The following is a 25,190-nucleotide window of genomic DNA, read 5'->3' on the forward strand; positions in this document are numbered from 1 at the left end:
GGAAGCGATGTGGACCATAACCGTGAACGCTTGGCCGCCCATATCCTGCCATTGTCAGTTGCGCAGGACTTCGAGGCAGCACGCAAGGAGTGGTCACTGTTTGGTGTCGAGGTTTCACCCGAATGGGATCATTGCCCTTGTGGCAAGGAAATCAAAGAGCTTTGCTACATCCGAAACCGATGGAACGGCCACAAAACCTACGTCGGAAATGTGTGCGTGAATCGATTTCTCGGCATCGAAACAGGCAACCTGTTTGCCGGCCTGAAGCGGATCATGGAGGATAGCCACGCCAACCCCAACGAAGATCTCATCGTTCATGCCCATCAATTCGGGTACATCTACGAAGAGGAATACAAGTTTCTCATGGATACTCGCTTCAAGAAAAAATTGTCGCCGAAGCAGTTGGCGTGGAAAGAAAAGATCAACCGCCGTATCCTGCAACAGACCGTGGTGCATCGCCGCGAACTGGCTGGCGCTGCCCCGGCATGAGTAGAGGGATTCAGACTTCTCCGTGCGTCCTGTGAAACCGACAACTTATGACTAGCTCAGACCGCTAACGAGCAGCTGCGGACGATTGGAGAAAATTAAATCCGTCCCGTTTTTCCCATCCTAGACGGTACAACTAATACATGGCTACCGGCCTACGCGAAGGTCAAGACCATCCAGTGCCTCCAATGTCTGGACCACCGTCTCCACGAGGTCGGCGTCGAAATCGTCACGGTTCGCTTCCTCATGCGTACCCTTATTCAGATACGTCCACACAAGATTCGCGGCTGGGATGCCAAGAATCCGCCCGTACGCAGCAATCAGCGCGGACTTATTGGCATGAGTGAAGGTACCTGCATCATTGAGTCGCTTCAGAAGCGACTCGCATAAGTTACGCAAGCTTGGCTCGGCGCCAACACCAGCGAGCTGAAGATTCAACACTCCTTGATCGTGACTGCCGAGCCATCGCCATACTTTTTCAGACAGCATTTCGAGTCCGCGGCGGCAAGTCGCCAAAGCCTCTCGGTCGTCTAACGCATTTTTCGAGGCTCGAGCCCTCTCCACATAGTTCTTGCTAGGGACGTTGCCGACTACACGAGGTTGATAGTCGCCAGTGTGGTTACGGAATAAATAGATCTGGCACTCGTCACGCCGCTGTGCTGGCAAATGCTGCTGGATGTCCTTGATAAACTCATTGCTGTGGCAGGTAACGATAAGCTGTGTTTGGGAGAAATGGTCGCTCTCGAAAATTGTCTCACGAATGCCACTACGGTGATCGTGATCAATCGCGTTAATCGCATCATCGAACACAATCAGCGGACTTTGGATGGTTTTGGCCTTGGCAAGCAGGATCGCTAAGCCTAAGCAACGGATGTGGCCCTCACTTAGAATGCGCAGGGCATCCACCCGAACTTCAGGATTGCCCCGGAATGACAACTCAATCTTCTCTTCACTCGTTAGTGGCAGATGCAGCGCTGCGAGTTTGTCCGCATCCAAGTCATTACGGTTAAACTCGTTGTAGAGGTTCATGGCTGTATCGTTGAGACCAGCCATTAGAGAGCCAGGAAGCTGCGTGCGATAACTCTTGAGCAAGACAAGGAAATGGTCGTAAGCCGCCTTAATTGGAGTGTCGCGGCCGATGTCATGCGCCTCCTGTGCGACCTCGAGGATAAGCGCGGCATTGTCCGCCTCAAAAGCGGCAATCCGCCCCTTGGCCGCTGCTACGCCATCAATGAGTTGCTGTCGCTTCAAATCTTGAGCTTGGACGGCAAGGCGGAGCGTGTTGAGATTGTCGCGCTCACTGATGTTGCGCTGGCGCTCTTGACGCGAAAGCAGCGAGGCCGCGTCTTGCGCCGCCACTCGGTCAGCGACTACCAAGATTTGATCGAGTGTCACCGCGTCATTTCGCTGCGGTGACTTCATGGGATAAACAGTCACCCACCAATCTGCGGCCGGCTCTCCTGGTAGGTTTGCAAGGTATCGGTAAACAGGTGTTTCATGCTCCCCATTAGCCACAAGAAAGGCTGTCATCGTTGCAAGCTGTCGACGCAACTCTCGCGAAGCATTGTTGACTTCGGTTTGCTTGGCCTTCAGCTGCTCTTGTAGATCACCCAGCTCCTTTAGCTGAATTAGTCCACTATTGGCTTTTTCAAATGGGTCAGATTTTGTTTCTGTCAAAGGAGTGTCGCATGCTGGGCAACGGTCACCTTCGATGGCCTTGAGTGCCAAGATGGCGGTGTAGAGTTCCTTAAATGAAACTTGGCTGCTTTGGGATTCGAGACTGGCCGCGATGCTTATGAGCTCTTGTTGGTTTTGGTGCGCTGTATCGAAAGCGCTGAGCACGCCTTGGCGTGAAAGACCTATTGCCTCAGGCGGCACAGCGTTAATTATGTCTTCGAGTTGTTTCAGACGACCCGGCGCCTCAGCAGTGCCAATGAGGGCTTTCAGTCCTTCATACGACATCCCCTCAGAGTGCGAGAGCGCCAGTGCGGATTCTTCTTTCGCCAAATCCAGTAATGCCTGAGCTTCGCCGTTGACGCTGGCTTGATCGACGGCCAGCGCGTTGCGCTTGCCATTCAGAACGAGTTGCTTGGCGCCGGTCAGTATGAGTTGCTGGTCAATAGATTCATTGAAATGGCTCACGAATTCATTGAACTTGTCCATTCCAAACAGCGTGGCGATCAGCTCAGTGCGTTGCGCGGGTGGTCTGGCAGCGATTCGAGAGAATGCATCGATGCGGTTCTTTTCAATGAAGCAAAAACGGAATGCGTCGGGGTTGGATGCTACGGTAACTTCGCGATTCAGTTGGTCACTCGCTCGCAGGACGGGAGGCTCAAAGCGTCGCGCGTGGAGGTTGGCAAGGTAAGTGCGTCCATCGATTCGTTTTGTCTCGGCCTCTTCGACAGCGCCAAGCAGGCCGTACTCCAGGCCCTCGCAAAAGCTGGTCTTGCCGCTACCGTTAGGGCCGTAGAAAAGAGTGATTCGCTTCTGTAGGTCGAAGTGTTCGGGAGTCCGAAAGCCTCGGAAGGGGCCAATGGTCATGCTTCGCATCCGTTGCCACGGCCAAGACCCGTCAATATCTGCCGCTGCGATGTTCGGCGGACTGTCAGAGGTTTCTGCCAAAGTCTGACGGACGAGACCGACCAAATAATTCGAACGCTGGCTGTTTTGCCGCACAGTCCTAGCCACACGCTCAAACTCAACCAGCACGAAATTCGCTAAACGCTTCACGTTTGGTGGTGCTTGGGTGGCTGGAAGATGGAGCCAGGCGACGAATCGTTCAAAATCTCGCTTGGCAGATGGCATGTCCACTTTCCTTTCTTGAGTTGTTAGCGAGTGTCGTTAGCGGCGCTGATTATGCACACCGCTGTTACGCTCGCCACTAACAATCGCAGCGTGTCGCTTTGCGGCTTTCCCGTCTCGATGCGGCTGCGGGTTTGCTGGCAATTGTTGGCAAGCAGTTGATAGGCTCGCGGCATGCGTGAAGCCTGTAACAACCGCCGAAGGGCTGCACGCCGGCGCTGAGGATCAATCCGTCTTACTTGAAACGGCAAGCCCTGAAGCGCATTTTCTATAGTATCGAAATGCTCACCTCGTTCAGGCGTATTGTGGAAGGCAAGGCCGTTTCTGAGGCCGATTATCTCATGGATAAAAGGCCCATTTCGCCAGCGAGAAGCTGGTCGCCTGTAAACAAGGACGGGCTCAAGTCCTGCATAATCCCGAACATACATGGCAGAGTCTTGATAAATGCTTGTTGTCCGATGATGGGGCCCCCCTTTTTAAAATCAAGAGCTGCTTGCATAACGTACTTTGGCGGTCCGCTTCTGGCCGACAGCAGCTGTTGGTCTGCAAGTTCCTGCGCGAGAGCTTGCTCACACGCCTTCCGCCTCTTCAGGGTGTCGGTCCTTTCGAATCGTTGCTTGCATCTTGCGGCACTGCACCAGAAATGGCGTCGTGCCAGGCATCGTCCTCGGCATGCAGGTAGATCGCAGTGGTCTCCAGTTTTTCGTGCCGTGCGGTTTTGTTCAGAAACCGGATATCGATCTGACGGTCGGCCAGATGCGTGATGGCGGTATGCCGCATCCAGTGGGTCGATGCCCGACGAAGGGTGTTGGCAAGATCGGGCGCGTCAGGCTGCAATGAGTCGGCAACCTCGGCAAACAGGGTTTTGACCAAGCGGTAAATCATGTTGGCCGAAATGCCGCGCGAACCTTTCTGGCTTGGCACCAAGGGCCTCATATCATCGGCAGTAGGTAATGCTGGCCAACCCAAGTAGGTGCGGTAGCGCTGCAGGGCAGCGAGGCAGCTTGGTGTCACCGGAACTTTGGCTGCTTTGCCGCCTTTGCCGGTGACGAACCACCACCAACGTCCCCGCACGCATTGCACACTGCCCATTGGGTGGCTGGCGAGCTCGCTGACGCGGGGACCCAAGCTGTAGAGCAGTGTAAAAAGGTAGCGGAGCCGCTCCGCCCGATCGCGGTTTGAACTGGTTTCCTGTGGCAGCTGCTCGATGTGCTGCCAGACCCGCTGCCACAATGCCTGGTCAAGATAGCGGGAGGTTGCCTCGCTGTTGCTGCGGGCCGCCGTTTTCAGTTTGCGGCGCACCAATCCCATCGGATTTCCGGCCAGATAGCCCGCCGTCACCAGATACGTGAACAGGCTATTGATGATGATCAGCGCCTGGGCTTGGCTGGCTGGGCTTAACGGGCCCTGAAACGGCCGCCACTGTGACGAATCCCGGCTGGCGCGCGGGCCACACCAGCGCGACGCCGGCCGCGGCTGCTTCAGGAACTGCTGGTAGCGCTGCAAATCCTCGCGTTGCAAATCCGACAGCGCCTTGCCGGCAACCAGCCAACACCACAGCAGCAAGCGTTCGGCCTCCTTCCGGTAACTGCGCCAGGTTTGCGGCGAGTCGACGAACTCACTCAGCCAGGCTTGCACCGCTGCCACATCGTCCACCGCCGCCAGTTGGCAATGGCCGCGGCCGCGGTTACCCCCTTGCGAGCCATCCAGCCCTGGCCCCGGTGCGGACAATGCCTCGAACGGAACCGGGGATGCAGCTATCAACGTCAGTGGTTTTATGGTTTCTGGCATAACATGTCGCATAGTTTCTTGCATAAATTGCCGCAGTCCAATCTGAACACGCGATTGGAGAGCATGCAGATCGTGTATGCGGGCCAGGCTGGAGCTGGATTGGCTCTGGCTTGGCGCCGTAGGGCGTAGATGGTCGTTGCCGTGCTTACGCAACCACCCCATGGTCAATTCGACCGAGCGTCTGAATAACCAATTCAAACCCGGCCTCGGTATCCATAAAGGTTAATGGCGCCAACCCGCCCAATGACCGGATGGGGCGGCAGAGCCACACGCGTGCATTATTGAAGTCAAATGTCTGCGAAGCGGCCATCAGAGCGCGAATGGTCCGATAGATTTTGTCACCGTCCGGACGGGGCAACTTCTTATTTCTAGGTTTTAGGCACCGGACACCGATTGTTCGGCTGAACGTAGTGGGGTCCAGCCCCAGGAGCTGAGCCAGGAACCTAATGACGTCTACGGGGAGGCCATCGCGTAGCAAGTGAATGGAGTCGCCATAGGCTTCATAGGCTAGGCACTCCCATGCAGTTCCCTTAACTAGCTGGCGAATTGCGTCCGTCTTAACTGGTTTCTTCATACGGCCTCCGGGTCTCCAAGCGCATAGCTCAAATGCACCTGTCTGCCTGCCATGGCGAAGAGTGCTGCGGTGCTTCCAGACAGGTGCTGACTGGCGCCATCCCTTCGATGCCTCTCGCCATCCCAAACCCCATCTACGGGCGCTAAGAGCGTAATTCTAACAAATTCATGATAAGTGCCGTAATCATGAATTTATATCCAATATGATGCTTTATATTACGGAATACATAACATGATAAAGTATGCAAAAGCGAGGCGGCCGTTGTGGGGACCGGGATGGGACGGATCGGGGTAACGTTCGAGGAGTTTGTGGTGGTTGCGCGGCAATTGCATGCGCAGCGGCAAACGGTGACCGTTGATCGGGTGCGGGAAGTGCTGGGGCGAGGAAGCCGCACCACACTGCTAAAGCACCTGCAGCAATGGCGACACGAGCTGGCGACCCTGTCGCCGTCATTCGATTTGGCCGACTTGCCAACAAGCTTGTTGCCACTCATTGAAGCGTTTTGGCGTCGCGCTGGCGAAGAGGCCGCTGCACAATTGGCCGACGAGCGAAATCGGCTTGAGCAAGAGCGACAGACTCTGCGTGAACGCGATCACGTCCGGGAGGGGCAATTGCAGGTGTTGACGGAGCAACTCGCCAGCTTGCAGCACCGCGAGCGGCAGTTGTCACAGGAGTTGACGGCGGTAACGGAAGCACTTGGCCGCAGCCAAGTGGAAAACCTGCAACTCAATCAGACGGCCCAACAATCCCAACAGGAAAGTAGGGCGCTCGCTACTAAGCTACAACAGGCTGAGCTTTCGCTGACTGAGCACACCAAAACCTCGGCCGCACAGCTGGCCAGCGAGCGGGCGCGACACGATAGCGAACTGGCGCGCTGGCTGCAGCAGTTGGATGCCACGAGACAGCAGCTGCGGGAGCTGGCCGAGCGTTGTGCTTTGCTGGAAAAACAACGCACGGTAGCCGCGCAAGCACCGAAAAGCACGTCGAAACGGCAGCGCGTGACGGTGCCGGAAAGCGACGCGGTGAACACCAAGCGGTCATCCTCCAAGCCAGCCCGAACACGACGTAGTCGTTAGCCGTAACGTACTCTCTCTGGCGAACCGTGATCTTTGCCAGCGTGTTATGCAGAGAGAGGGCCAACTTTGAGCGTGCGTACGGTGCTGATTCGCGCTGCGGTGCAACTGATTCGCTACGGCGTCGTCAAATACCATTGGCATTACTGCACTTGAGGGTGGGCCGGGATTCGCGTCAATTTCGCCATTAAGGCCTTAACTCATTGAATTTATGAAATTTCCAGCGACGGGTATCTATTTCCTCGCACACGTTCGGGTGCCTTTCTTGTGAACGGCGGAGAATCAGCGTTATCGACGGCATTCCGGTGTATCGTTGCCTCTTCGCCGCAGTGCACCCAAGATGCTGCACGTTCCTCGCTCGCCACCGGCGCACTGGGAGATCACGCGCTCGAGCTCGCCGGCCATGCGGGTCAGTTCCTCGATCCGTTGATGGATGTCGGTCAAATGCGTACGGGCCAACGCATCGACATCGCCGCACGACAGCTTCGGATCGTCGTTCAGGCGTAGCAGGCTGCGGATTTCTTCCAGACTAAAACCCAGTTCGCGCCCGCGACTGATGAAGCGCAAGCGATCCACGTCGGCCGGCGCATAGGCGCGGTAGCCGCTTCCTGTACGCATCGGCTTTGGCACCAGACCAACGCTCTCGTAATAGCGGATCGTTTCGACATGGCATCCGCTGGCAGCGGCGGCTTCACTGATTTTCATTCGCATTCCGCTTGACTCTGTAGTGGCTACGGACTTTACCCTGAGGGGATTGCCGGTACCAGCTCGGTACTCGTCCGCAGAGTCAATGCCCATGTCTTTTCCAAACATCCCAATCCGGCTCGGCCTCTTCGCCCTATTTTTGCTTGGGTGGGCCCTGCAGCCGCCCGTCCATGCCGCCGCGTCAGCCCAGGCAGACCCGCGCCAGACTTGGCAGATGCTCGATTACATCGCCGTGGACTATGCCGGCGCCGTCCAGGGTGGTCGCATCATTGCGCCCGGCGAGTATGCCGAAATGCAGGAATTTGCCGGCACGGTGCGTACGCAGTTGGCGTCCTTGCCTGCCAGCCCCAAACAACCGGAACTGCTGGCCCAGGCCGACCAGCTAATCGCGGCAGTGGCGGCCAAGACTGAGCCTGACCAAGTGGCTGCGCTGGCACGTGGACTGGCCGATACGCTGCTGGCCAGCTTCCCGATTGCGGCGGTGCCGACCTCGCCACCGGAGCCGGCCCGGGCGGCGGCGCTCTACGCCCAGCAATGCGCGGCCTGCCACGGCCCGCAAGGACACGGTGACGGTCCGGCCGCCGCCAGTCTGGAGCCGCCGCCGATCGCTTTCACCAACGCCGAACGCGCAGCCCAGCGCACACCGCTGGCCCTGTATGAAGTGATCTCCCAGGGCGTGCCTGGCACCAGCATGGCCAGCTTTGCCGGTTTGCCCGAGGCGGAACGGTGGGCGCTGGCGTTCTATGTCGGCAGCCTGGCGTATTCGCCACAAGCCCGTGCCGACGGCGAGGGGTTGTGGCGCGAGAACGCGGAAGTACGCGGGCGCATCCCATCGTTGGAGACGTTGACTCGCACGCGTGAAGCCGACCTCGCGGCGACTTGGCCAGCAGCGCAAGCCCGCGCCATCGTCGCCTATCTGCGCTCGAAGCCGCAGGCGGTCACCGAATCGGTTGCCGGCACCGGCACGCTTGCTCTGGCCCGCCAGCAATTGGCTGGCAGCGAGCGCGCCTTTGCCGCCGGTGACGTGGCCCAAGCCACGACGCTGGCACTGTCTGCCTACCTGGACGGCGTAGAACCCGTCGAACCGATGCTGGCCACGCACAATGCGGCGTTGCTGCGCGAGATCGAAGCCGCCATGGCTCGCTATCGCGCGCAACTGAGCGGCCACGCGGCGCCGGCAGAAATCGCCGCGCAACTCGCCCAGATCAATGCGCTGTTTGACCGTGCCGAGGCGGTATTGCAGGACTCGCACATGGATACGACAACGGCGTTCCTCGGCAGCTTCACCATTCTGGTTCGCGAAGGGATAGAAGCGTTGCTGATCGTGATCGGCATGATCGCCTTCCTGCGCAAGGCCGAACGTCGCGAGGTGCTGCCTTACGTCCATGCCGGCTGGCTCGGAGCCCTGCTGGCCGGCGCGGCGACTTGGGCGGCGGCCACCTACCTGGTCGACATCAGCGGCGCCAACCGCGAGGTGACCGAAGGCGTGTCGGCCCTGTTCGCCGCCGCCGTTCTGCTCAGTGTCGGCATCTGGATGCATCAGAAAAGCCTGGCTGGCCGCTGGCAACAGTACCTGCACGCCAAGCTGTCGGCGGCGTTGACTCGGCGCTCGGCGGTCTTCCTGTTCGTGCTGGCCTTCGTCGCGGTGTACCGCGAAGTGTTCGAGACGATCCTGTTTTATATCGCGATGTGGAGCGAACCGGCGTCCGGCGCCATCGTCGCCGGCCTGGCCGCCGGCAGTGCGGTGCTGGTCGCGGTAGCGTACTGGATGCTGCGGCTGAGCAAGCGCCTACCGATCGGCCGGTTCTTCTCGGTCAGTTCGATACTGATCGCCGTGCTGGCGGTGATCCTGGTCGGCAAGGGCGTGGCCGCGCTGCAGGAAGCGGGCTGGGTGGCGCAGGCGCTCATCGCGGTGCCGCGCATTGAATGGCTCGGCATCTATCCGTCCTGGCAATCGGTGCTGGCACAGCTGGCCGTGGCGATCGCGGCGGTGATCGGTTTCCTGGTCAACACGCGAACCGCGCGTGCTCCGGTAACAGAGACCAAAGTTTAAGGAGAACTCATGCGCCAGAAAGATTCGACGTCGTGCAGTTGTTCGACGCCTCCGGTGGCGAAGTCCGACACGCCTTCCGATGCCACAGCGTCTGCAGGACAAGCGAGCTACCACATCGAGAACATGGATTGCCCGACCGAGGAGGCGCTGATTCGCAGCAAACTGGCGGTGCTGCCGGGCGTGGTGGGGCTGACGTTCAATCTGGTGCAGCGACGGCTGACGGTGTCGCACACGTTGCCTTCACTGACTCCGGTGGAGCAGGCACTGTCCGCCATCGGCATGCGGGCAGTGCGCGAAGACGACACCCCGACTGATCAAACGTCCGCGAGTGCAGCGCCAGTGGCCGAGGCTACGCCCACCAACGTGCCTTGGTGGCCGCTGGCGTTGTCGGCCCTGGCCGCATTGGCCGCGGAAACGATCTACTGGCTCAATAACGGCAATCATTGGTCGGTGGTCGTGCTGTCGCTGGCCGCGGTGCTGACGGGCGGCTTGTCCACCTACAAGAAGGGCTGGATCGCGCTTCGAAACCGCAACCTCAACATGAACGCACTGATGTCGATCGCGGTTACTGGCGCCATGGCCATCGGACACTGGCCGGAAGCGGCGATGGTGATGGCGCTGTTCGCGCTGGCCGAAGTGATCGAGGCGAAGTCGCTGGACCGTGCCCGCAATGCCATCCGCGGGCTGATGGAGCTCGCACCGGAACGTGCCACGGTGCAGCAAGCCGACGGCACCTGGTGTGAGGTCGATGCCAGACGGGTGGCCGTCGGCAGCCGCGTGCGGGTCAAGCCGGGCGAACGGCTGGCGCTCGACGGCCAGGTGCTGGAGGGGCGCTCCACGATCAATCAGGCGCCCATCACGGGCGAGAGCTTGCCGGTCGAGAAAGCCCCGGGCGATCTGGTCTTTGCCGGCACCATCAACGAGTCCGGTTCGTTCGAGTTCGGCGTGACCGCTGCGGCCAGCCATTCCACGCTGGCCCGCATCATTCACGCCGTGGAGAGCGCGCAAGGCAGCCGCGCCCCGACCCAGCGTTTCGTCGATCAGTTCGCCCGCTGGTACACCCCGGCCGTTTTCGCCATCGCGCTCGCCGTTGCCATCGTGCCACCGCTGGTGGCCGGTGGGTTGTGGCTCGACTGGATCTACAAGGCCTTGGTGCTGCTGGTCATCGCCTGTCCCTGTGCGCTGGTCATCTCCACGCCGGTGAGCATTGTCAGTGGCCTGGCCGCCGCCGCCCGCCACGGCATCCTGATCAAGGGCGGGGCCTACCTGGAACAAGGGCGCAAACTGCAATGGCTGGCGCTCGACAAGACCGGCACCCTCACCCATGGCAAACCGGTGCAAACGGATTTCCTGGCCTGGAATGGCGCCGATCCGATCGCGGCCCGTGAATGGGCGGCCAGCCTGGCCGCCCGCTCCGATCATCCGGTGTCGAAGGCGGTCGCGCGCGCGGCACAGGTCGATGGTGTCGGCTTGCACGTCGTCAGCGAGTTCGCCGCGGTACCCGGTCGTGGCGTTAGCGGCCGGATCGGAGCGCTGATCTGCCAGTTGGGCAATCACCGGCTGGTGGAGGACCTGGGCGTTTGCTCGCCGGAGCTGGAGCGCCAGCTTTCGCTGCTGGAGGCCGAGGGTAAAACCGTGGTGATGCTGATCGCCGACGGCCGCGTGCACGCGCTGTTCGCGGTGGCGGATACGGTCAAGGACAGCAGCCGGCGCGCGATCGCCGATCTGCACTTCCTGGGCGTCAAGACCCTGATGCTGACCGGCGACAACCCGCATACGGCACAGGCCATCGCCGCACAGGTGGGCATCGATCGCGCCCAAGGCAATCTGTTGCCGGAAGACAAGCTGCGTGAGGTCGAGCAACTGGCGTTGACCGGTTCGGTCGGCATGGTCGGGGATGGCATCAACGATGCCCCGGCGCTGGCACGGGCCGACATCGGCTTCGCGATGGGCGCGGCCGGCACCGATACTGCCATCGAGACCGCCGACGTCGCGCTGATGGATGATGATCTGCGCAAGATCCCCGCATTCGTGCGCCTGTCCCACGCGACTGCCCGGGTATTGTGGCAGAACATCGCATTGGCGCTCGGCATCAAGGCGCTGTTTCTGGTGCTCACCTTCACCGGACAAGCGACCATGTGGATGGCGGTGTTCGCCGACATGGGCGCCAGCCTGCTGGTCGTGTTCAACGGGTTGCGGCTACTGCGCAATGTGGCGTGGACTTCGCGCGCGTGATAACCAGCGGCAGGTGCGATTCGCGATGAACGGGCGGCGTTGTCAGTCGGAAAAAATCGCCAATGAAAGGGGAACCGGTTTCGTCGGATTGTTCGTGATCACGGCTCGACCACCTGTCGTTCGGCCATCGCCAAAAGCCCCCGTCATGCTTGACGCCATTGCAGCCGACTCCCTAGCATGACCAGCCTGTCTTCATTCATCACCGAGTCTGCTGGCTTGGCCATGCGCCGCTATCGTCCTTACTTGCTTTTCGCGTTGCTGACCTACCTGTGGTGCGCCACCGGGCTGGATCGGCTCGCCACGCTGCACAGCGTGACGGCCTCTGAACCGGCCGACACGGTGTTGATGGCGACGGAACAAGCCCGCCAACTGGTGGTGCATCACGTCGGTCATCGCGATGCGCACGAACCTGCCGTGGCGGACAACGCGGATCCGCTTGACGACACCGACGCGGCCTCGCATGGTCACGGCGACCATGTCGTGACGTATTGTGACGACGACAGCGAGCAAGCCACAACAGGCAAAGACAGCAAGCTCAACAACGTCACGCCGGTCGCGCTACCGACACCAGTCGCAACAACATTCGCCTGTACGCGTCATCTCGCTTCACGGCTCACCTCGGAACCGGTACAACGGCGCGCGTCGGCAGAGTTTGCCCGCACCGTTCGTCTGCTCATTTAAGTTCGTCCTTCCCTTCGTTCGAAACGCTTACCTCGCGTGAGCCGACGCTCGACCGTGTTTTTTTTGCGTATCGGTCAGGCCCGATTTTTTTGAAGGATAACATCATGCAGTTTTCTGTTGGCGCGGCATTGCCGCTGCTCGTGTTCGCATTCGCTTTGAATGCGCCGGCCGTGAAGGCCGCCGAAGCCGATGACGGACACAATATCGACACCTTGCTGCCGAGCGCACATTTACCGGCGGGACAACTCCCAGAGGAACTGCGGCCGGCGTTACAGCAACTCTGGGCCAACAACCCGGCCGTGCGCGCCGCACGCGCCAAACTCGCTGCTGCGGCGGCCCGCGTCGATGCCGCGGGGCAATCGCTTTACAACCCGGAACTGAGCCTCGATAGCGAAAGCGGTTTGGAGGAGCGCCGCGAAATCGGCGTGGCGATGGCGATCGATTGGTCCGGCAAGGTGGCGGCGCGCGAGCGTGTCGCACAAGCCGAATATGATTCGACGTTGGCCGAGTGGCAGGCGGCTTTGCAGCAAGTGGCTGCCGACTGGTTGCGCGAGGTCGTGGCATACCAGGCCGCGCAGGAACAAACCAGCCTCGGTCATGAACGGGTCGAACTGATGACCCGCTTTGCCGAGCTGGCGGGTCGGCGTTTGCGGGCCGGCGACATCAATCAGATCGAACGCGATCTGGCTGAGCTCGCCTTGCAGGACGCACTCGCTCAGCTCGCCGAACTCGAAGCCGAGCAAGCGCGTGCCGAGCAATCGCTGCGCGCACTCGGCAGCGATACCGTGGCGTTGCCGACACTGATGGCAACGCTGCCGTCCACCGCAACCGTGCAAGTTGATGACGGCAAACTGGCCCAACACGTGTTGCTGCGCCAAGCCAATCAGAGTGCGCAGGCGGCGACTGCGCGCATTCGCGTGGCCGAGCGCGAACGACGTCCGGATCCGGTGCTGTCATTGACCTCCGGAACCGTCGAGGCCGATGGCCTGCGCGACAATATCGTTGGCGTCAACGTCAGCATTCCGCTGCCGATTTTCAACAGCTATCGGGCTGAGGTCACTGCCGCGCAGGCCGATGCCGAGCAAGCAAATGCACTGCTGGACGAAATGCGTCGCCGCCTGCGTGCCGAAGCGTATCAGGCCACCGTCCGCTACAACGCGCTGCTGACCGCCTGGCAACGCTGGCAACAAAGTCCCGCCAGCCGGGTCACGGCGCGCGCCGACTTGCTGCAGCGGATGTGGGAAGCCGGCGAGTTGTCCAGTGCCGACTACTTGGTGCAACTCAATCAAACGCTCGACACCAGCGCCCGAGGCCGCCAACTGAATGCGCAGGTGTGGCAAGCCTGGCTGGATTGGTTGCAAACCGCCGGTGAATTCCTCGGTTGGGCCGGTCTGCCCGAAAACGATACGCCCGGCACCGCATCGGCTGATGACCGTCGCCCCGCTCGCTGAACTGAAATCGAACTGATGGAAGACCACATGAACAAAGCCATACGACTGAACGACATTTGCACTTACGTTCGCACCCATGTTCGCAACCCCCTGCGCAGCGAGCCATCCACGCTCGCCGCACTGGCCTTGTTCGCGTTGATGACCCTGGTGGCGCCGACAAGTTTTGCCGCCGAACACGATGACGACCACAAAGAAGGCCAGCACGAAGAAGCTGCGCATGACGAAGGAAAAGCGCTGACCACGGCTGAAATCAAGCAACTCGGCATCGTCACCGAAACGCTGCGTGCCGAACGCCTGAGTGACGAGATCCGCGCCCCGGGCGAAGTCAAATCCAATGCCTACGCCACCACTCTCATCAGCCCGCGCATACCGGCCCTGGTGCAGAAACGCCACGCCAAACTGGGCGACGCTGTCAAAGCCGGCCAACCGCTGGTGACGCTGACCAGCATTGAACTCGCAGAAGCACAAGGCGCGCTGCTGGTGGCCGATCGGGAATGGCAGCGGGTCAAAGCGCTCGGCAGCGAAGCGGTCTCCGGCCGCCGCTATCTCGAAGCGCAAGTGGCGCGCGATCAGGCACTGGCGAAAGGGCGCGCGTTTGGCATGCATGAAAACGCCATCGATGCCTTGCTGGCCGGCAAATCCGGCCATGCCAACGGCGAGCTGACCCTGCTGGCGCCACATGCTGGCCGGCTGACTTCCGACGATTTTCTGATCGGTGAGCGTGCCGAACCAGGACGCACGTTGTTCACCCTGGTCAACGAAGCGCAGGTCTGGATTGTCGCGCAGCTGCCGCCGTCCAGCGCCGAGCGGATCGCCGTGGGCGCCAGCGTCCGCGTGGTCGCGCACGACAAGATCGAGCTGCTCGGCAAAGTCATTCAGCTGTCGCATCGGGCCGAAGAAGGCACCCGCACGATGCCGGTGCGCATCGAAGTGCGTAACGACAAGGACCAGCTGCATCCGGGCGAGTTCGCCGAAGTCTGGATCGCCACGCAAGGCAGCAGTGAACAACTGGCCGTGCCGAAAGAGGCACTGGTGCAACTTGGCGGCCAGATGGTGCTGTTCAAGGCCAACGGCCCCGGTGATTTCGACGCCGTGCCGGTCAAAACCGGTGCCGGCCGCGGCGACCGCGTGATCCTTGAAAACGGTGTCAAAGCGGGCGATGTGGTCGTGGTCAAGGGTGCCTATGCGCTGAAAGCGCGGCAGCTGAAATCGCAGATGGGAGAAGGCGATGCAGACTAAGTCCGTTCTCAGCGCAAAGGCGGCAACCATGGCGCTGGCTCACCCGCTGTCGATGGCACTCACCGCGCGAGGTGGCCGGTCATGCTGAACCCTCTGGTCGAACTCGCGTTACGTTACAAGTTTCTGGTGCTGATCGCGTTTGCGGTCGTTGCGTTTCTCGGGCTGCGCGCGGTCAACACGGTGCCGATTGACGCCTTCCCCGACGTCACGCCGGTTCAGGTCAATATCTACACCGAATCACCGGGACTTGCTGCGGAAGATGTCGAGCAACTGCTGACCTTTCCGATCGAATCGGCGCTGGCGGGCTTACCGAAGGTGCAGGAGATCCGTTCAGTCAGTCTGTTCGGGCTGTCCTATGTCGCGGTCTATTTCGATGACAGCCTGGATATCTATTTCGCCCGCCAGCTGGTCAACGAACGCCTGCAAGAAGTCGGTGATCGCATTCCGGAGGGTTACGGCCGACCCGAGATGGGGCCGAATGCCTCGGGTCTCGGTCAAGTGCTCTGGTACACGCTGGAACGTGCCGACGAAAAACTGAACGCCAACATTACCGACATGGATCTGCGCACGCTCCAGGACTGGAATGTGCGCCTGATGCTGCGCACTGCCCCGGGCGTCGATGACGTCATGTCCTGGGGCGGTGGCGAACGGCAATTCCAGGTGCAGATCGATCCGCTGAAACTGATCAAGCATAACGTCAGCTTCACCGAGGTGATGACCGCTCTGCAGGTCAATAACGGTCAAGTTGGCGGCCAGTATGTCGACCTCGGTCAGGAACAATATCTGGTGCGCGGTCTCGGCCTTGTGGCCAATGCCGATGACATCGGCCGCATCGTGCTGAAAACCGACGACGGCACGCCCGTTTATGTGCGCGACGTTGCCGAAATTATCGAAGCACCGGCCACGCGCTTTGGCGCCGTCACCCGCGATGGCAAAGAAGTCGTGCTCGGTATGGCGTTAGCGCGTATTGGTGAAAACGCCAAAGGCGTGGTCGAAGCCGTTAAAGGCAAACTGGCGATCGTCGCGGACGCGCTACCGGATGGCGTGGTCCTGAAGCCGATCTACGATCGCACCGACTTGGTCGACAAAGCCGTCAACACTGCAGTGCGCGCTTTGATCGAAGGTTCGATTCTGGTTGCGATTGTCCTGTTCCTGTTTCTCGGTGAGTTGCGTTCAGCCATCGTCGTGATTGTTGCGTTGCCGATGGCCATGCTGATCGCGTTTATCTGCATGGGCGAAGCCAATTTGTCGGCCAACCTGATGTCGCTGGCCGGATTGGCGATCGGCATCGGCATGATGGTTGATGGCGCGGTGGTGATGGTGGAGAACGCGTTTCGGATCATGGCCGAACGCCAGGCGCACGGCGAAAAAGTCGACCGCACTTCGGCTGTGCTGGCCGCCGCGCGGGAAGTGGCCAACCCGATCTCGTTTGCGATCCTGATCATCATCGTGGTGTTCCTGCCGCTGTTCAGTCTGCAGGGCTTGGAAGGCAAGCTGTTCAAACCGATGGCGCTCAACATCAGCTTTGCGATGGCCGGCTCCTTGTTGTTGACGCTGACGCTGATCCCGGTGCTGGCGGCCATCATCCTGCGTGCCAAGGAAGAGCGTGACACTCGGTTGGTGGGCTGGTTGAAAGCCGGTTACCGGCCGTTGATCCGCTGGGCGCTGGCGCGCAAGAAAACGGTGGTGACCGCCTCCGTCGCTGCGTTGATCGGCAGCCTCGCGCTGTTTCCTTTCCTCGGCAAGGAGTTCATGCCGCAGTTGGCGGAAGGTTCGATCATGTGGCGGGTCACCTCGATCCCGTCGACCTCGCTGGATGAATCGATCCGCCTGTCCGAACGCATTGAAGAAGCGTTCAAGCAGTTCCCGGAAGTCGAGTCCACGCTGGCGATGATCGGCCGGGCCGAAAAAGGCGAAACCGCCGACGTCAACTACATGGAGATCTACACCGCGCTACGCCCGCATGACGAATGGACCAGTGGCCGCGACATCGGTGAGTTGCAGGAAGCGATGGCGGAGTTGCTGGAAGAGGTGGCGCCCAACTCGGTCGCCGGCTTCACCCAGCCGATTCAGATGCGGGTCGAGGAACTGATCTCCGGCGTGCGGGCCACGCTGGCGCTGAAACTGTACGGCGAAAAGCTCACCGAGCTCGACAGCCTGAGCGCCAAACTCAAGGACGTGTTGGCGAAAGTGCCCGGCGTCGCCGATCTGTCACTGGAAGCCAACCTCGGCAAGCCACAGATCCGGATCCAGGTGAACCGTGAGGCCGTTGCCCGGTATGGTCTCAACGCCGAAGATGTGCTGACCATCGTCAAGAACGGCATCGGCGGTGAGCCGGTGACGACCCTGCTCGATGGCGTCAAACGGTTCGATATCGCCGTGCGTCTGGAGGAGTCGAACAAGTCTTCGCTGGAAGCGATCCGACAGTTGCCACTGTCGGCGCCGGGTGGGGTCATCGTGCCGTTGACACAGGTGGCTGAGGTTGATATCGCCGAAGGCTACTCGTTCGTTCGTCGCGAGCAGTTGCAGCGTTATGCCGTGATCCAGATGGATGTGCGTGGCCGCGATATCGACGGCTTTGTCACGGAAGCCAATGCTGCGATCAAGCAAGCGGTGGATCTCCCCGCCGGCTACTGGATCGAATGGGGCGGCGCATTCGAGAACCAGCAGAGGGCGTTGGCGCGGCTCGCGATCATCGTGCCGATCACCATCTTTTTCATCTTCGTGTTGTTGTACACGGCGTTCAATTCGGTCCGCTATGCCAGCCTCATCATCGCCAACGTGCCGTTCGCCACCATCGGCGGTTTGATCGGCCTGGCGATCACCGGCCAGTACCTGTCGGTGCCATCGGCCATCGGTTTCATCGCGGTATTCGGCGTCGCCATGTTGAACGGTATCGTACTGGTCAGCTTCTTGAATGAACTGCGCGGACGTGGCTTGTCGGTGCGCGAAGCGGTATTGCAGGGCACCTTGCTGCGATTGCGACCGGTGCTGATGACCGCCAGCGTCGCGATTCTGGGTTTGGTGCCAATGCTGTTGTCGTCTGGTGTTGGCGCCGAAACCCAGCGACCGCTCGCGACCGTGGTCGTCGGCGGCTTGATCACCTCCACCTTTTTGACGCTGGTGCTGCTGCCGGTGCTCTACGAATGGTTGGAAACCCGTCGTGTTCCAGTTACCGATGAAAACATTTCCGTTGAGGAGTCCGCATCATGAAAGTCGTTACTGCCTTTGTTCACCGTGGCCGCGTCTCCGACATCGTGCACACGTTGGAAGCGGCGGGCTTCCGTTACCTGACCGTGATTGATGTCCAGGGTCTACTCAATGCGATCAGCGCGGTCGAAGAGCATTACTCGATCGAGCTTGGCGAAAAAGTCACTGACGAAGTCAAGCTGGAATTGATCTGCGAGGACGACCAGGCCGCCAGTGCGGTGACGCTTATACGTCAACACGGCCGCACCGGTCAGGCCATCGCCGGTCTGGTGTACGTCATGCCCGTGGAGTCCTACCAGCTGATTGACGGTGCCGCGTCGTAGTGCCGAAAGCTTTTGTCCAACGCCGTACCGATGCGGCCGTTGCCGCATCGGTCACTGTCTCCTCGACAATTCTTGGACACCGCCGCGCTCGTCGTGAGCGCGGCGGTTTTTTTGCCGGTAGATCGTTACGGGCAAATCACTAATGACGAACGACGCATCCACTCAACGCTTTTGCTTTGTATGCGCTGAAAGCGGTAACAGAAGTCGGCGGTTGTTATCTGGTGTGGTTGTGGCTGAAACAAAATCGCAGCGGCTGGCTGTTGCTGCCCGCAGCACTTAGTCTTGCCTTCTTTGCTGGCTTGCTGACATTGCATCCAGTAGCAACTGGCCGCGTGTACGCCGCGCATGGTGGTGTTTATGTCGCGGCGGTTCTTGCTTGGCTATGGGCTGTTGATGCCGTGTTGCCTGATTGCTGGGATGTGCTGGGCAGCGTGGTGGCTGTGCTTGGGATGGCGATTATCGCCTTCGCGCCCCGGGGCAACTGATTCGCTATGGCGTCGTCAAATATCTCAGGTATTACTGCATTTGGGCAAAGTTGCGTAGCTGCCATTCGTGCGCATGCTGACCGTGTTGAGCCAACATCGTCAATTGCCAATCCTTCAATACATCTTCCGGCAGGGCAGCGGCCAGCGCCACACCATTGTTTTTGTCTGCGGTCAGTCGCACCGTTTCGCTGATACCGTTGTTACGGAACGCCATAATCACTTGTACCGCTGCTGGCGGGAGCGGGCGCTGGGTATCGGTAAACAGATAGGCATACAGCCAGCGATCTCCCTGGTGCTCCTGTAGCACCAACTCAATAGCCAGATCACGATCTGCAAACAGCAAACCGCCGTGCGGACCATGCGGCATCAAGCCTTCTTCGACATGTTCACCGGTGCCGTGCGGGCCATGGAAATGGCTGCTCTGCTCGCCAAACAGTGGCCCCGGCTTCCTGTCTCGGTTCATTTGCCAGTTAAACATGGAAAGTCCAGCTACTGCCGCCAAGCCAAGCCAAGCAGATACACGATATGGCTTCTGTCGCGCATTATGGTCCCCCCCCAAACGAGAACGTAGTCGTGTGACCATATCGCATCCAGAGAGAATACAATTTGGCGTAATTCAGTCTGTCAATGGTGGTGCTTACTGCCTATCACTTTTCAGTCGGAGCCAGCGCGATCGTGAAGCTGCTCGAGCAGCATTACCATCAGGAGTGATTGAGTGGCCTCCATTCGTTGTGATTCTGTGCAGGTTTGGCTATCGGATGACAGGCGTGACTCCTGTTCGATGCAAGCTTGGTTACTGGCGATTAATCCAGCGTTTAGTTCCCGCAACAAAAGAATGCCATCTCGGATGGCGCGCATTTGCTGCGCTCGAACTGCATTGCGCTGCTGCTCGGTTTGAGCGCGAGACATGGCATCATCCAGCGCCACAATGGCGTCGATTTGTTGCTGCAGCCGGTCTTCTGGTGATACATAGGTTCTGGACGAGGCGCATGAGGCAAGCAGTAATAGGGACGCCGAAAAGAATGTGAGAAGCGTGGTTTGGTGAGTCATGGCATATCTCCTTCATTACGCACGGCCTGAGTCGTCGGTCATTGCCGATGGCGTCAAGAAAGCTGGCGCGTTAGTTGGGCGAGAACAGATGTCTGCATGGCTTCATTATCTGCACTTTATTGAGATGGGAAAGGGATTCCGGGTAATCTGACGAAAGCGTAATGTGGCCGTCAGCCTGCTGTCAGGCTGGGCGAAATAACGATGTTGAGTGGAAACGCGTCAGCATGGAAAATGCCGCTCGGCAAACACGGCTGCGCGTAACTCCAGGGTTGGCGGCGGCGAAGTGAGCCGCAACGAAAGCGGGAGCGATACGGAAGATGAGGGTTGTCAGTTGGGCGGGCTGTGCATGGTTAATGCCTGGAATCGGGATTTTCTATGGTCAGGCGGGCGACCAGCAGTGGCACAGGCATATGGCGCATCAGATTTCAGTCGGACTGGATGCCCCGGTAATGGTCGAAAACAGATGGCAGAAGCTAACGGCAACATGCGTCCATATACCAGCGGGGATGGACCACCGAATCTCTGCTGGGCGCGTTCTGTCAATTTATCTTGATGCCCTGTCAGACGAGGCTCGGGAACTGGCTTCGTCTCAGGAGGTTTCGTCTTTGGAGTTGTCGTCATCCTCTCTGGATATCCTGCTCGAAACTTTGCAGCGTGCGGAGATGTCGACAGAAGGGATGAGACAACGGATCCATCGTCTGCTGGGACTGGAACGCGTTGCTTCGCCGGAGCCGCGGCTTGCATTGGTTATCAAGACCTTGCAGCAAGGAGTGACCGATAGGGAGACGCTAGCAAAACGTGTGGGCTTGTCACCGTCACGATTCTCACACTGGTTTGTCGAGCAGACAGGCTTGCCTCTTCGAAGTTACGTCAAGTGGATTCGATTGATGGTGTCTTTGCAACATGTGGCAACAGGAACCTCGTTGACAGAAGCTGCCCATGCGGCGGGCTTTTCGGACGCGGCTCACTTCTCACGAACATTTCGCACGTTGTTTGGTATCGATCCGTCGTCAGCCCTGGCCAACGTCTCACTGACATCAACACCCTAGCTTTTTCGTTCAAGCCGACATCCTGGCTTTCGCATAATCTGGCGGTCATGTTCATCCAACGACTGGCGGCTTCGTGCTCAGGTCCTTAATCCGATGGGGTAGCTACCCCGCCATCTTTGGCGGTTGCTCAGCGGCCATGATTTTGCTGCTATATGCAGGCCTGCCGACTTGGCCATCGGTACTGTTGTTAAGTGGAGCGGGATTGGTGGCGGTCGCTTGTATGGAGCGTCTGGCACCCTATCGCGCGGAGTGGTTGGACGATCATGACGACACGAGGACAGATGCACTCCATCTGCTGGTCAACCTGTCAGTGATTCAGTTTACCGCCGAACTTCTCGCCCAACTTGGGCAGTTGGTGCCGGCAAATTTTCGACTCTTCCCGGACCAAAGTCCCTTGTGGCTACAGTTGTTGGTCGTAGCGACCGTTCTGGACCTGAGTTTGTATCTCATGCATCGTGCCAGCCACAAGACCGCCTGGCTGTGGCAGTTTCATATGACCCACCACAGTGCCGAACGCCTTTATTGGTTGAATGGGGAGCGTCGCCATCCATTGCACGCAATGATCATGGCCGGGCCAGCCGTTGTCCTGCTGATAGCTGCCGGGACACCGCCCGCCATACTAGCCGCTTGGCTCGGCATCCTGACTGTACATCTGGGATTCCAGCACGCCAATCTCGATTATCGATTGGGTGGGGGACGCTGGTTATTTGGAGTAGCGGAGAACCACCGCTGGCATCACAAACGCGAGTTCGAAGACGCTCAGGTCAATTTTGGTGAGTTCTTTATGATCTGGGATATTGCGTTCGGCTCCTTTCATAATGAGGCTGGTAATCTCGGAGACGCGGAAGTGGGGCTGCGGGAGAGGGCGTTTCCGCGCCACTATTTGGGCCAGTTCCTTTGGCCCTTCCGAGTAAAGCCTATTACTGCCATGCGATCCGACAGGGGAAGCCAATGACAAAGAAGCGGACGGAAGAGTCTCTGCCATCACAAACACCGGCATCGGGTTGGCGCCATTTCTTTCGCACACGGCGAGTTCTGTTGCGATTGGTACTGACCGTCGCTGTGCTTCTCGTCGCAGTCGATGCCTTTGTCAGCCAGCGGAGCCTACAGCACCTCTTGGTTGGACATACCGCCATGATTCTGCTGATTGTCATTGCGGCGGCGGTGATCGAATGGCTAGGCAGTGAGTGATCGGTGTTGCCGTTGCTCATTAGTGAGAGGATGATAGTCTCTCCTGTTGGGGCGGACTGACTGGTCAATCTAGCTTGACATAGGGTCAAGGTTGAGAGGCGAACGCGCCGCCGTGACTCATGCCGGTGGACTTTAATGTCGCTGCGTTCACGAACGTTTTCGAAGCGAATGGATGCGCCATCAACCTGTGCAGATGATGCATCTGCTGCGTTGCGGCAAGATATTGAATGTCTGTTTGCACGGGCTTGTGCAGCGGGAGACCTTGAGGTGGCCGAGCACTTGCTTACGGCGCTGGAGGTCATGGCGAGCCGTTTACCAGGCTCGCTGGCATTGGACGCTACCTATCGCATGCTTGCCTGCCAGTTGTCAGATGATGAAGCAGCGCAGGGCGTTGGCAGCCCATCATCAAAACGCTGACACTTTGCGCTTAACTCAACCGAAATTCCTCGTATCCGCTGATAACTACCTCGTCTCAACTTCTGTCGTAGTCGGAAAACTGAATACGAAGCGGGTAGCATTGTGGTCTGAGCTGACAGCAACGCTGCCTTGATGCGCTTTCACAATGGATTGACTAATCGCCAAGCCAAGACCTGCACCTTCATCGATGCGCTGACGCGAAGCGTTGCCACGGTAAAAACGATCGAACAGACGTGGGAGCTGATCCTGTGGTACAGGAGGCCCCGGGTTTTCCACGCTAATGATAACGGAACGTGATTCGCTAACGATATTGACGGTGACTGCATTACCGGGAGGCGTGTGGCGTATGGCATTTGAAAGCAGGTTGCTGAGCGCACGCCGAATCATCAAGCGATCACCCATGAGATCGCCAGTGCCAGCCCGTTCGAGATGGACAGCTTTCTCGGCGGCCAAGGCATCGTAGAAATCGAACAGCGCATCCACTTCAGTGGCCAGGTCAACAGGCTCACGATGGGGTACAATCAAACCATGATCGGCCTTGGCAAGGAATAGCATGTCACCGATCATGCGAGCGAGACGTTCATACTCCTCCAGGTTTGAGTAGAGGATTTCCCCATACTCCTGCGCCGTTCGGGGCTTGGTAAGCGAGACCTGGGTTTGGGTCATTAGATTATTGATGGGCGTCCGCAGCTCATGCGCCAAATCGGAAGAGAACTCGGACAGTCTTTGTAGCGAATCGCCTAAGCGATCAAGCATCGCATTGAAGGAACTTACCAGCGGTTGTAACTCGACAGGCACGTTCTCGACATCCAATCGTTCCCGCAGCTGTTGCGCCGAGATGCCCTGTGCTACCCGCACCATGTCTTGCAGTGGCATCAACCCGCGCTTTGCGGCAAGCCAGCTGAATCCGCTCATTAGCAGTAGGGCGCCGATGCATATCAGCACAAGCTGGCGCTCAAACGCTGTGAGAAACTCGTTGTGGTGGCTCGTGTCTATGGCAAGCATGGCTTGCATGGTAACTGCTGGATTGCCGGTCGCCACATTGACCATAAAGCCTCGATAGACGATCTCGTCTGCGCGCCAGTCAATCAATGCATGCTGTTGGGCTGCCGGCCGATTGGCTTGCTGCAGCGAATGCATAATGGAGGCTACTGACTCACTCGTTGCAAAAAACTGTGCCCCATCGTCAAGCTCAATACGAACTTGAAGGTCGGGGTGCCCGACCAGCGCATCGCGTAACAGCTGCTTGATTCGAAGGCTGTCTGGCTCGGCCTGCCAGTCATCAAGAACGTTTCGAATCAACTCCAGTTTCCCGAGTAGGGTGGCGTGATCTTGTTCTTTGAAATGATGGTCAACCGTGGCGCGTATCACCAGCCCAGTCACCAGAAACACGAGTGCTGCAAGCAAGGTGAACAGCAAGCTGACGCGTAGCGTAATCGCGTTAGGAAGTCGAAACGCCATCGCCTTGATTTTCCATAACGTACCCCATTCCACGCACGGTTCGAATGAGCTTCATTTCGAACGCAGTGTCCATCTTGCTGCGCAATCGCTTGATGGCAACCTCCACGACATTGGTGTCGCTATCGAAGTTCATATCCCAGATCTGTGAGGCAATCAGTGAGCGCGGCAAGATTTCGCCCTGACGACGCATCAACAGTTCGAGCAGGGCGAATTCTTTGGCGGTAAGGTCGATGCGCTTGCCACCACGGGTGGCGCGGCGTCGACGCAGGTCAAGTTCGAGGTCTGCTACATGCAAAATGTCATCGTCCCGGTGGCGACCTCTGCGCAGCAGGGTTCGGACACGTGCCAACAGCTCGGCAAATGCAAATGGTTTGACCAAATAGTCATCTGCGCCAAGCTCCAGCCCCTTGACGCGATCCTCCACCTGATCTCGCGCGGTCAAAAATAGTACCGGCACCGATTTGCCCGACCGTCGAAGCGATTCGAGAATCTTCCAGCCACTCAGCTCCGGTAGCATCACATCCAGAATGACCAGCTCATAGTCCTCCGATAGTGCTTGCTGCAAGCCGCTCAATCCGTCCTGAACCCAATCGGTGACGTAGCCGGCCTCCGCCAGTCCTTGTTTGAGGTAGTCGCCGGTCTTGCTTTCATCCTCGACCAACAGAATTTTCATCGCTGCGACTCGTTGCCCCATCAATCAACAATATGCTCGACCAGTGCCGTGGCGTACGAAGTGCTAGCTGATCACCGACCGGCCAATGCAAACAGCGCCCACATCTGATACTGCCACCAAGCCAGCACAACAAAACAATAGAGACCGAGAAGGACGATGATCCATCCGCAACGGATCGGATTGCCCATGTGACCGCTCCTTAGTGCAACCCGCTGCCAGAGTGTCCATTCCGCCGGAAGCT

The 25,190-nt window shown here is 58.9% G+C and carries 22 protein-coding genes; 14 read left to right on the plus strand and 8 right to left on the minus strand.

Annotation, left to right across the window (positions count from 1 at the left end; all coding sequences use genetic code 11):
• Window positions 1-9: 9 nt before the first annotated feature.
• On the plus strand, window positions 10-489 hold the full coding sequence (locus HPT27_RS12900) for a hypothetical protein (protein ID WP_172244083.1): 480 nt from the start codon (window positions 10-12) through the stop codon (window positions 487-489).
• A gap of 144 nt (window positions 490-633) precedes the next feature.
• On the opposite strand, the gene HPT27_RS12905 is transcribed toward HPT27_RS12900, so the two are convergent.
• From HPT27_RS12905 to HPT27_RS19715, 3 genes are all read right to left on the minus strand, one after another.
• The gene (locus tag HPT27_RS12905) at window positions 634-3,291 is read right to left on the minus strand and encodes an AAA family ATPase (protein ID WP_172244087.1); all 2,658 of its coding nucleotides are present in this window, start codon (window positions 3,289-3,291) and stop codon (window positions 634-636) included.
• Window positions 3,292-3,876: 585 nt separating this feature from the next.
• Entirely contained in the window at window positions 3,877-4,935 is a 1,059-nt protein-coding gene (locus HPT27_RS12910) for a tyrosine-type recombinase/integrase (RefSeq protein WP_211197954.1), read from the minus strand.
• A 289-nt stretch (window positions 4,936-5,224) separates the two neighbouring features.
• A complete protein-coding gene (locus tag HPT27_RS19715) occupies window positions 5,225-5,653 on the minus strand; it encodes an antitoxin Xre/MbcA/ParS toxin-binding domain-containing protein (protein ID WP_172244093.1) in 429 nt (142 codons plus the stop codon).
• Between the two features lie 275 nt (window positions 5,654-5,928).
• Here HPT27_RS19715 and HPT27_RS12920 point away from each other — a divergent pair, with 275 nt between their 5' ends.
• Window positions 5,929-6,729, plus strand: a complete 801-nt coding sequence (locus HPT27_RS12920) for a DNA-binding protein (RefSeq protein WP_172244096.1) — start codon at window positions 5,929-5,931, stop codon at window positions 6,727-6,729.
• Window positions 6,730-7,014: 285 nt separating this feature from the next.
• Here the strand turns inward: HPT27_RS12920 and HPT27_RS12925 are convergent, their stop codons facing one another.
• On the minus strand, window positions 7,015-7,431 hold the full coding sequence (locus HPT27_RS12925; RefSeq protein WP_172244099.1) for a MerR family transcriptional regulator: 417 nt from the start codon (window positions 7,429-7,431) through the stop codon (window positions 7,015-7,017).
• A gap of 22 nt (window positions 7,432-7,453) precedes the next feature.
• On the opposite strand from HPT27_RS12925, the gene HPT27_RS12930 reads away from it, so the two are divergent.
• From HPT27_RS12930 to HPT27_RS12965, 8 genes are all read left to right on the plus strand, one after another.
• The gene (locus HPT27_RS12930; protein ID WP_211197955.1) at window positions 7,454-9,484 is read left to right on the plus strand and encodes an FTR1 family protein; all 2,031 of its coding nucleotides are present in this window, start codon (window positions 7,454-7,456) and stop codon (window positions 9,482-9,484) included.
• A 9-nt stretch (window positions 9,485-9,493) separates the two neighbouring features.
• A complete protein-coding gene (locus HPT27_RS12935) occupies window positions 9,494-11,719 on the plus strand; it encodes a heavy metal translocating P-type ATPase (protein ID WP_172244103.1) in 2,226 nt (741 codons plus the stop codon).
• Window positions 11,720-11,896: 177 nt separating this feature from the next.
• Complete coding sequence (locus tag HPT27_RS12940; RefSeq protein WP_172244106.1) at window positions 11,897-12,400, plus strand: hypothetical protein; 504 nt, start codon at window positions 11,897-11,899, stop codon at window positions 12,398-12,400.
• 104 nt (window positions 12,401-12,504) lie between these two features.
• Window positions 12,505-13,851 carry a TolC family protein gene (locus HPT27_RS12945; protein WP_172244109.1) on the plus strand — a complete coding sequence of 449 codons (1,347 nt, stop codon included), beginning with the start codon at window positions 12,505-12,507 and terminating at the stop codon, window positions 13,849-13,851.
• Window positions 13,852-13,878: 27 nt separating this feature from the next.
• On the plus strand, window positions 13,879-15,090 hold the full coding sequence (locus HPT27_RS12950; RefSeq protein WP_211197956.1) for an efflux RND transporter periplasmic adaptor subunit: 1,212 nt from the start codon (window positions 13,879-13,881) through the stop codon (window positions 15,088-15,090).
• Window positions 15,091-15,171: 81 nt separating this feature from the next.
• Window positions 15,172-18,303, plus strand: a complete 3,132-nt coding sequence (locus HPT27_RS12955) for an efflux RND transporter permease subunit (RefSeq protein WP_172244112.1) — start codon at window positions 15,172-15,174, stop codon at window positions 18,301-18,303.
• Window positions 18,300-18,623 (plus strand): P-II family nitrogen regulator, encoded by a 324-nt coding sequence (locus HPT27_RS12960; protein ID WP_172244115.1) that lies wholly within the window; start codon window positions 18,300-18,302, stop codon window positions 18,621-18,623. Before HPT27_RS12955 ends, HPT27_RS12960 begins: the two co-directional genes overlap by 4 nt.
• 176 nt (window positions 18,624-18,799) lie before the next feature.
• The gene (locus HPT27_RS12965) at window positions 18,800-19,108 is read left to right on the plus strand and encodes a YnfA family protein (protein ID WP_172244118.1); all 309 of its coding nucleotides are present in this window, start codon (window positions 18,800-18,802) and stop codon (window positions 19,106-19,108) included.
• Window positions 19,109-19,139: 31 nt separating this feature from the next.
• Here the strand turns inward: HPT27_RS12965 and HPT27_RS12970 are convergent, their stop codons facing one another.
• Window positions 19,140-19,586, minus strand: a complete 447-nt coding sequence (locus tag HPT27_RS12970; protein WP_172244121.1) for a hypothetical protein — start codon at window positions 19,584-19,586, stop codon at window positions 19,140-19,142.
• Window positions 19,587-19,762: 176 nt separating this feature from the next.
• Window positions 19,763-20,158 carry a hypothetical protein gene (locus HPT27_RS12975; protein WP_172244124.1) on the minus strand — a complete coding sequence of 132 codons (396 nt, stop codon included), beginning with the start codon at window positions 20,156-20,158 and terminating at the stop codon, window positions 19,763-19,765.
• A gap of 605 nt (window positions 20,159-20,763) precedes the next feature.
• Here HPT27_RS12975 and HPT27_RS19350 point away from each other — a divergent pair.
• The 4 genes from HPT27_RS19350 (at window position 20,764) to HPT27_RS12995 (ending at window position 22,815) form a co-directional block, all read left to right on the plus strand.
• Window positions 20,764-21,207, plus strand: a complete 444-nt coding sequence (locus tag HPT27_RS19350) for a helix-turn-helix domain-containing protein (RefSeq protein ID WP_235950873.1) — start codon at window positions 20,764-20,766, stop codon at window positions 21,205-21,207.
• 136 nt (window positions 21,208-21,343) lie between these two features.
• On the plus strand, window positions 21,344-22,162 hold the full coding sequence (locus HPT27_RS12985; RefSeq protein WP_172244127.1) for a sterol desaturase family protein: 819 nt from the start codon (window positions 21,344-21,346) through the stop codon (window positions 22,160-22,162).
• Window positions 22,159-22,398, plus strand: a complete 240-nt coding sequence (locus tag HPT27_RS12990) for a hypothetical protein (RefSeq protein WP_172244130.1) — start codon at window positions 22,159-22,161, stop codon at window positions 22,396-22,398. Before HPT27_RS12985 ends, HPT27_RS12990 begins: the two co-directional genes overlap by 4 nt.
• Before the next feature lie 135 nt (window positions 22,399-22,533).
• Complete coding sequence (locus HPT27_RS12995; RefSeq protein WP_172244133.1) at window positions 22,534-22,815, plus strand: hypothetical protein; 282 nt, start codon at window positions 22,534-22,536, stop codon at window positions 22,813-22,815.
• A 45-nt stretch (window positions 22,816-22,860) separates the two neighbouring features.
• Here the strand turns inward: HPT27_RS12995 and HPT27_RS13000 are convergent, their stop codons facing one another.
• Both HPT27_RS13000 and HPT27_RS13005 read right to left on the minus strand, forming a co-directional pair.
• A complete protein-coding gene (locus HPT27_RS13000; RefSeq protein ID WP_211197958.1) occupies window positions 22,861-24,309 on the minus strand; it encodes a heavy metal sensor histidine kinase in 1,449 nt (482 codons plus the stop codon).
• The gene (locus tag HPT27_RS13005) at window positions 24,257-24,949 is read right to left on the minus strand and encodes a heavy metal response regulator transcription factor (RefSeq protein ID WP_172244136.1); all 693 of its coding nucleotides are present in this window, start codon (window positions 24,947-24,949) and stop codon (window positions 24,257-24,259) included. The genes HPT27_RS13000 and HPT27_RS13005 overlap by 53 nt, the downstream gene beginning before the upstream one ends.
• Window positions 24,950-25,190 lie beyond the last annotated feature (241 nt).

This window comes from Permianibacter fluminis, from assembly GCF_013179735.1.
GTDB lineage: Bacteria > Pseudomonadota > Gammaproteobacteria > Enterobacterales > Permianibacteraceae > Permianibacter > Permianibacter fluminis.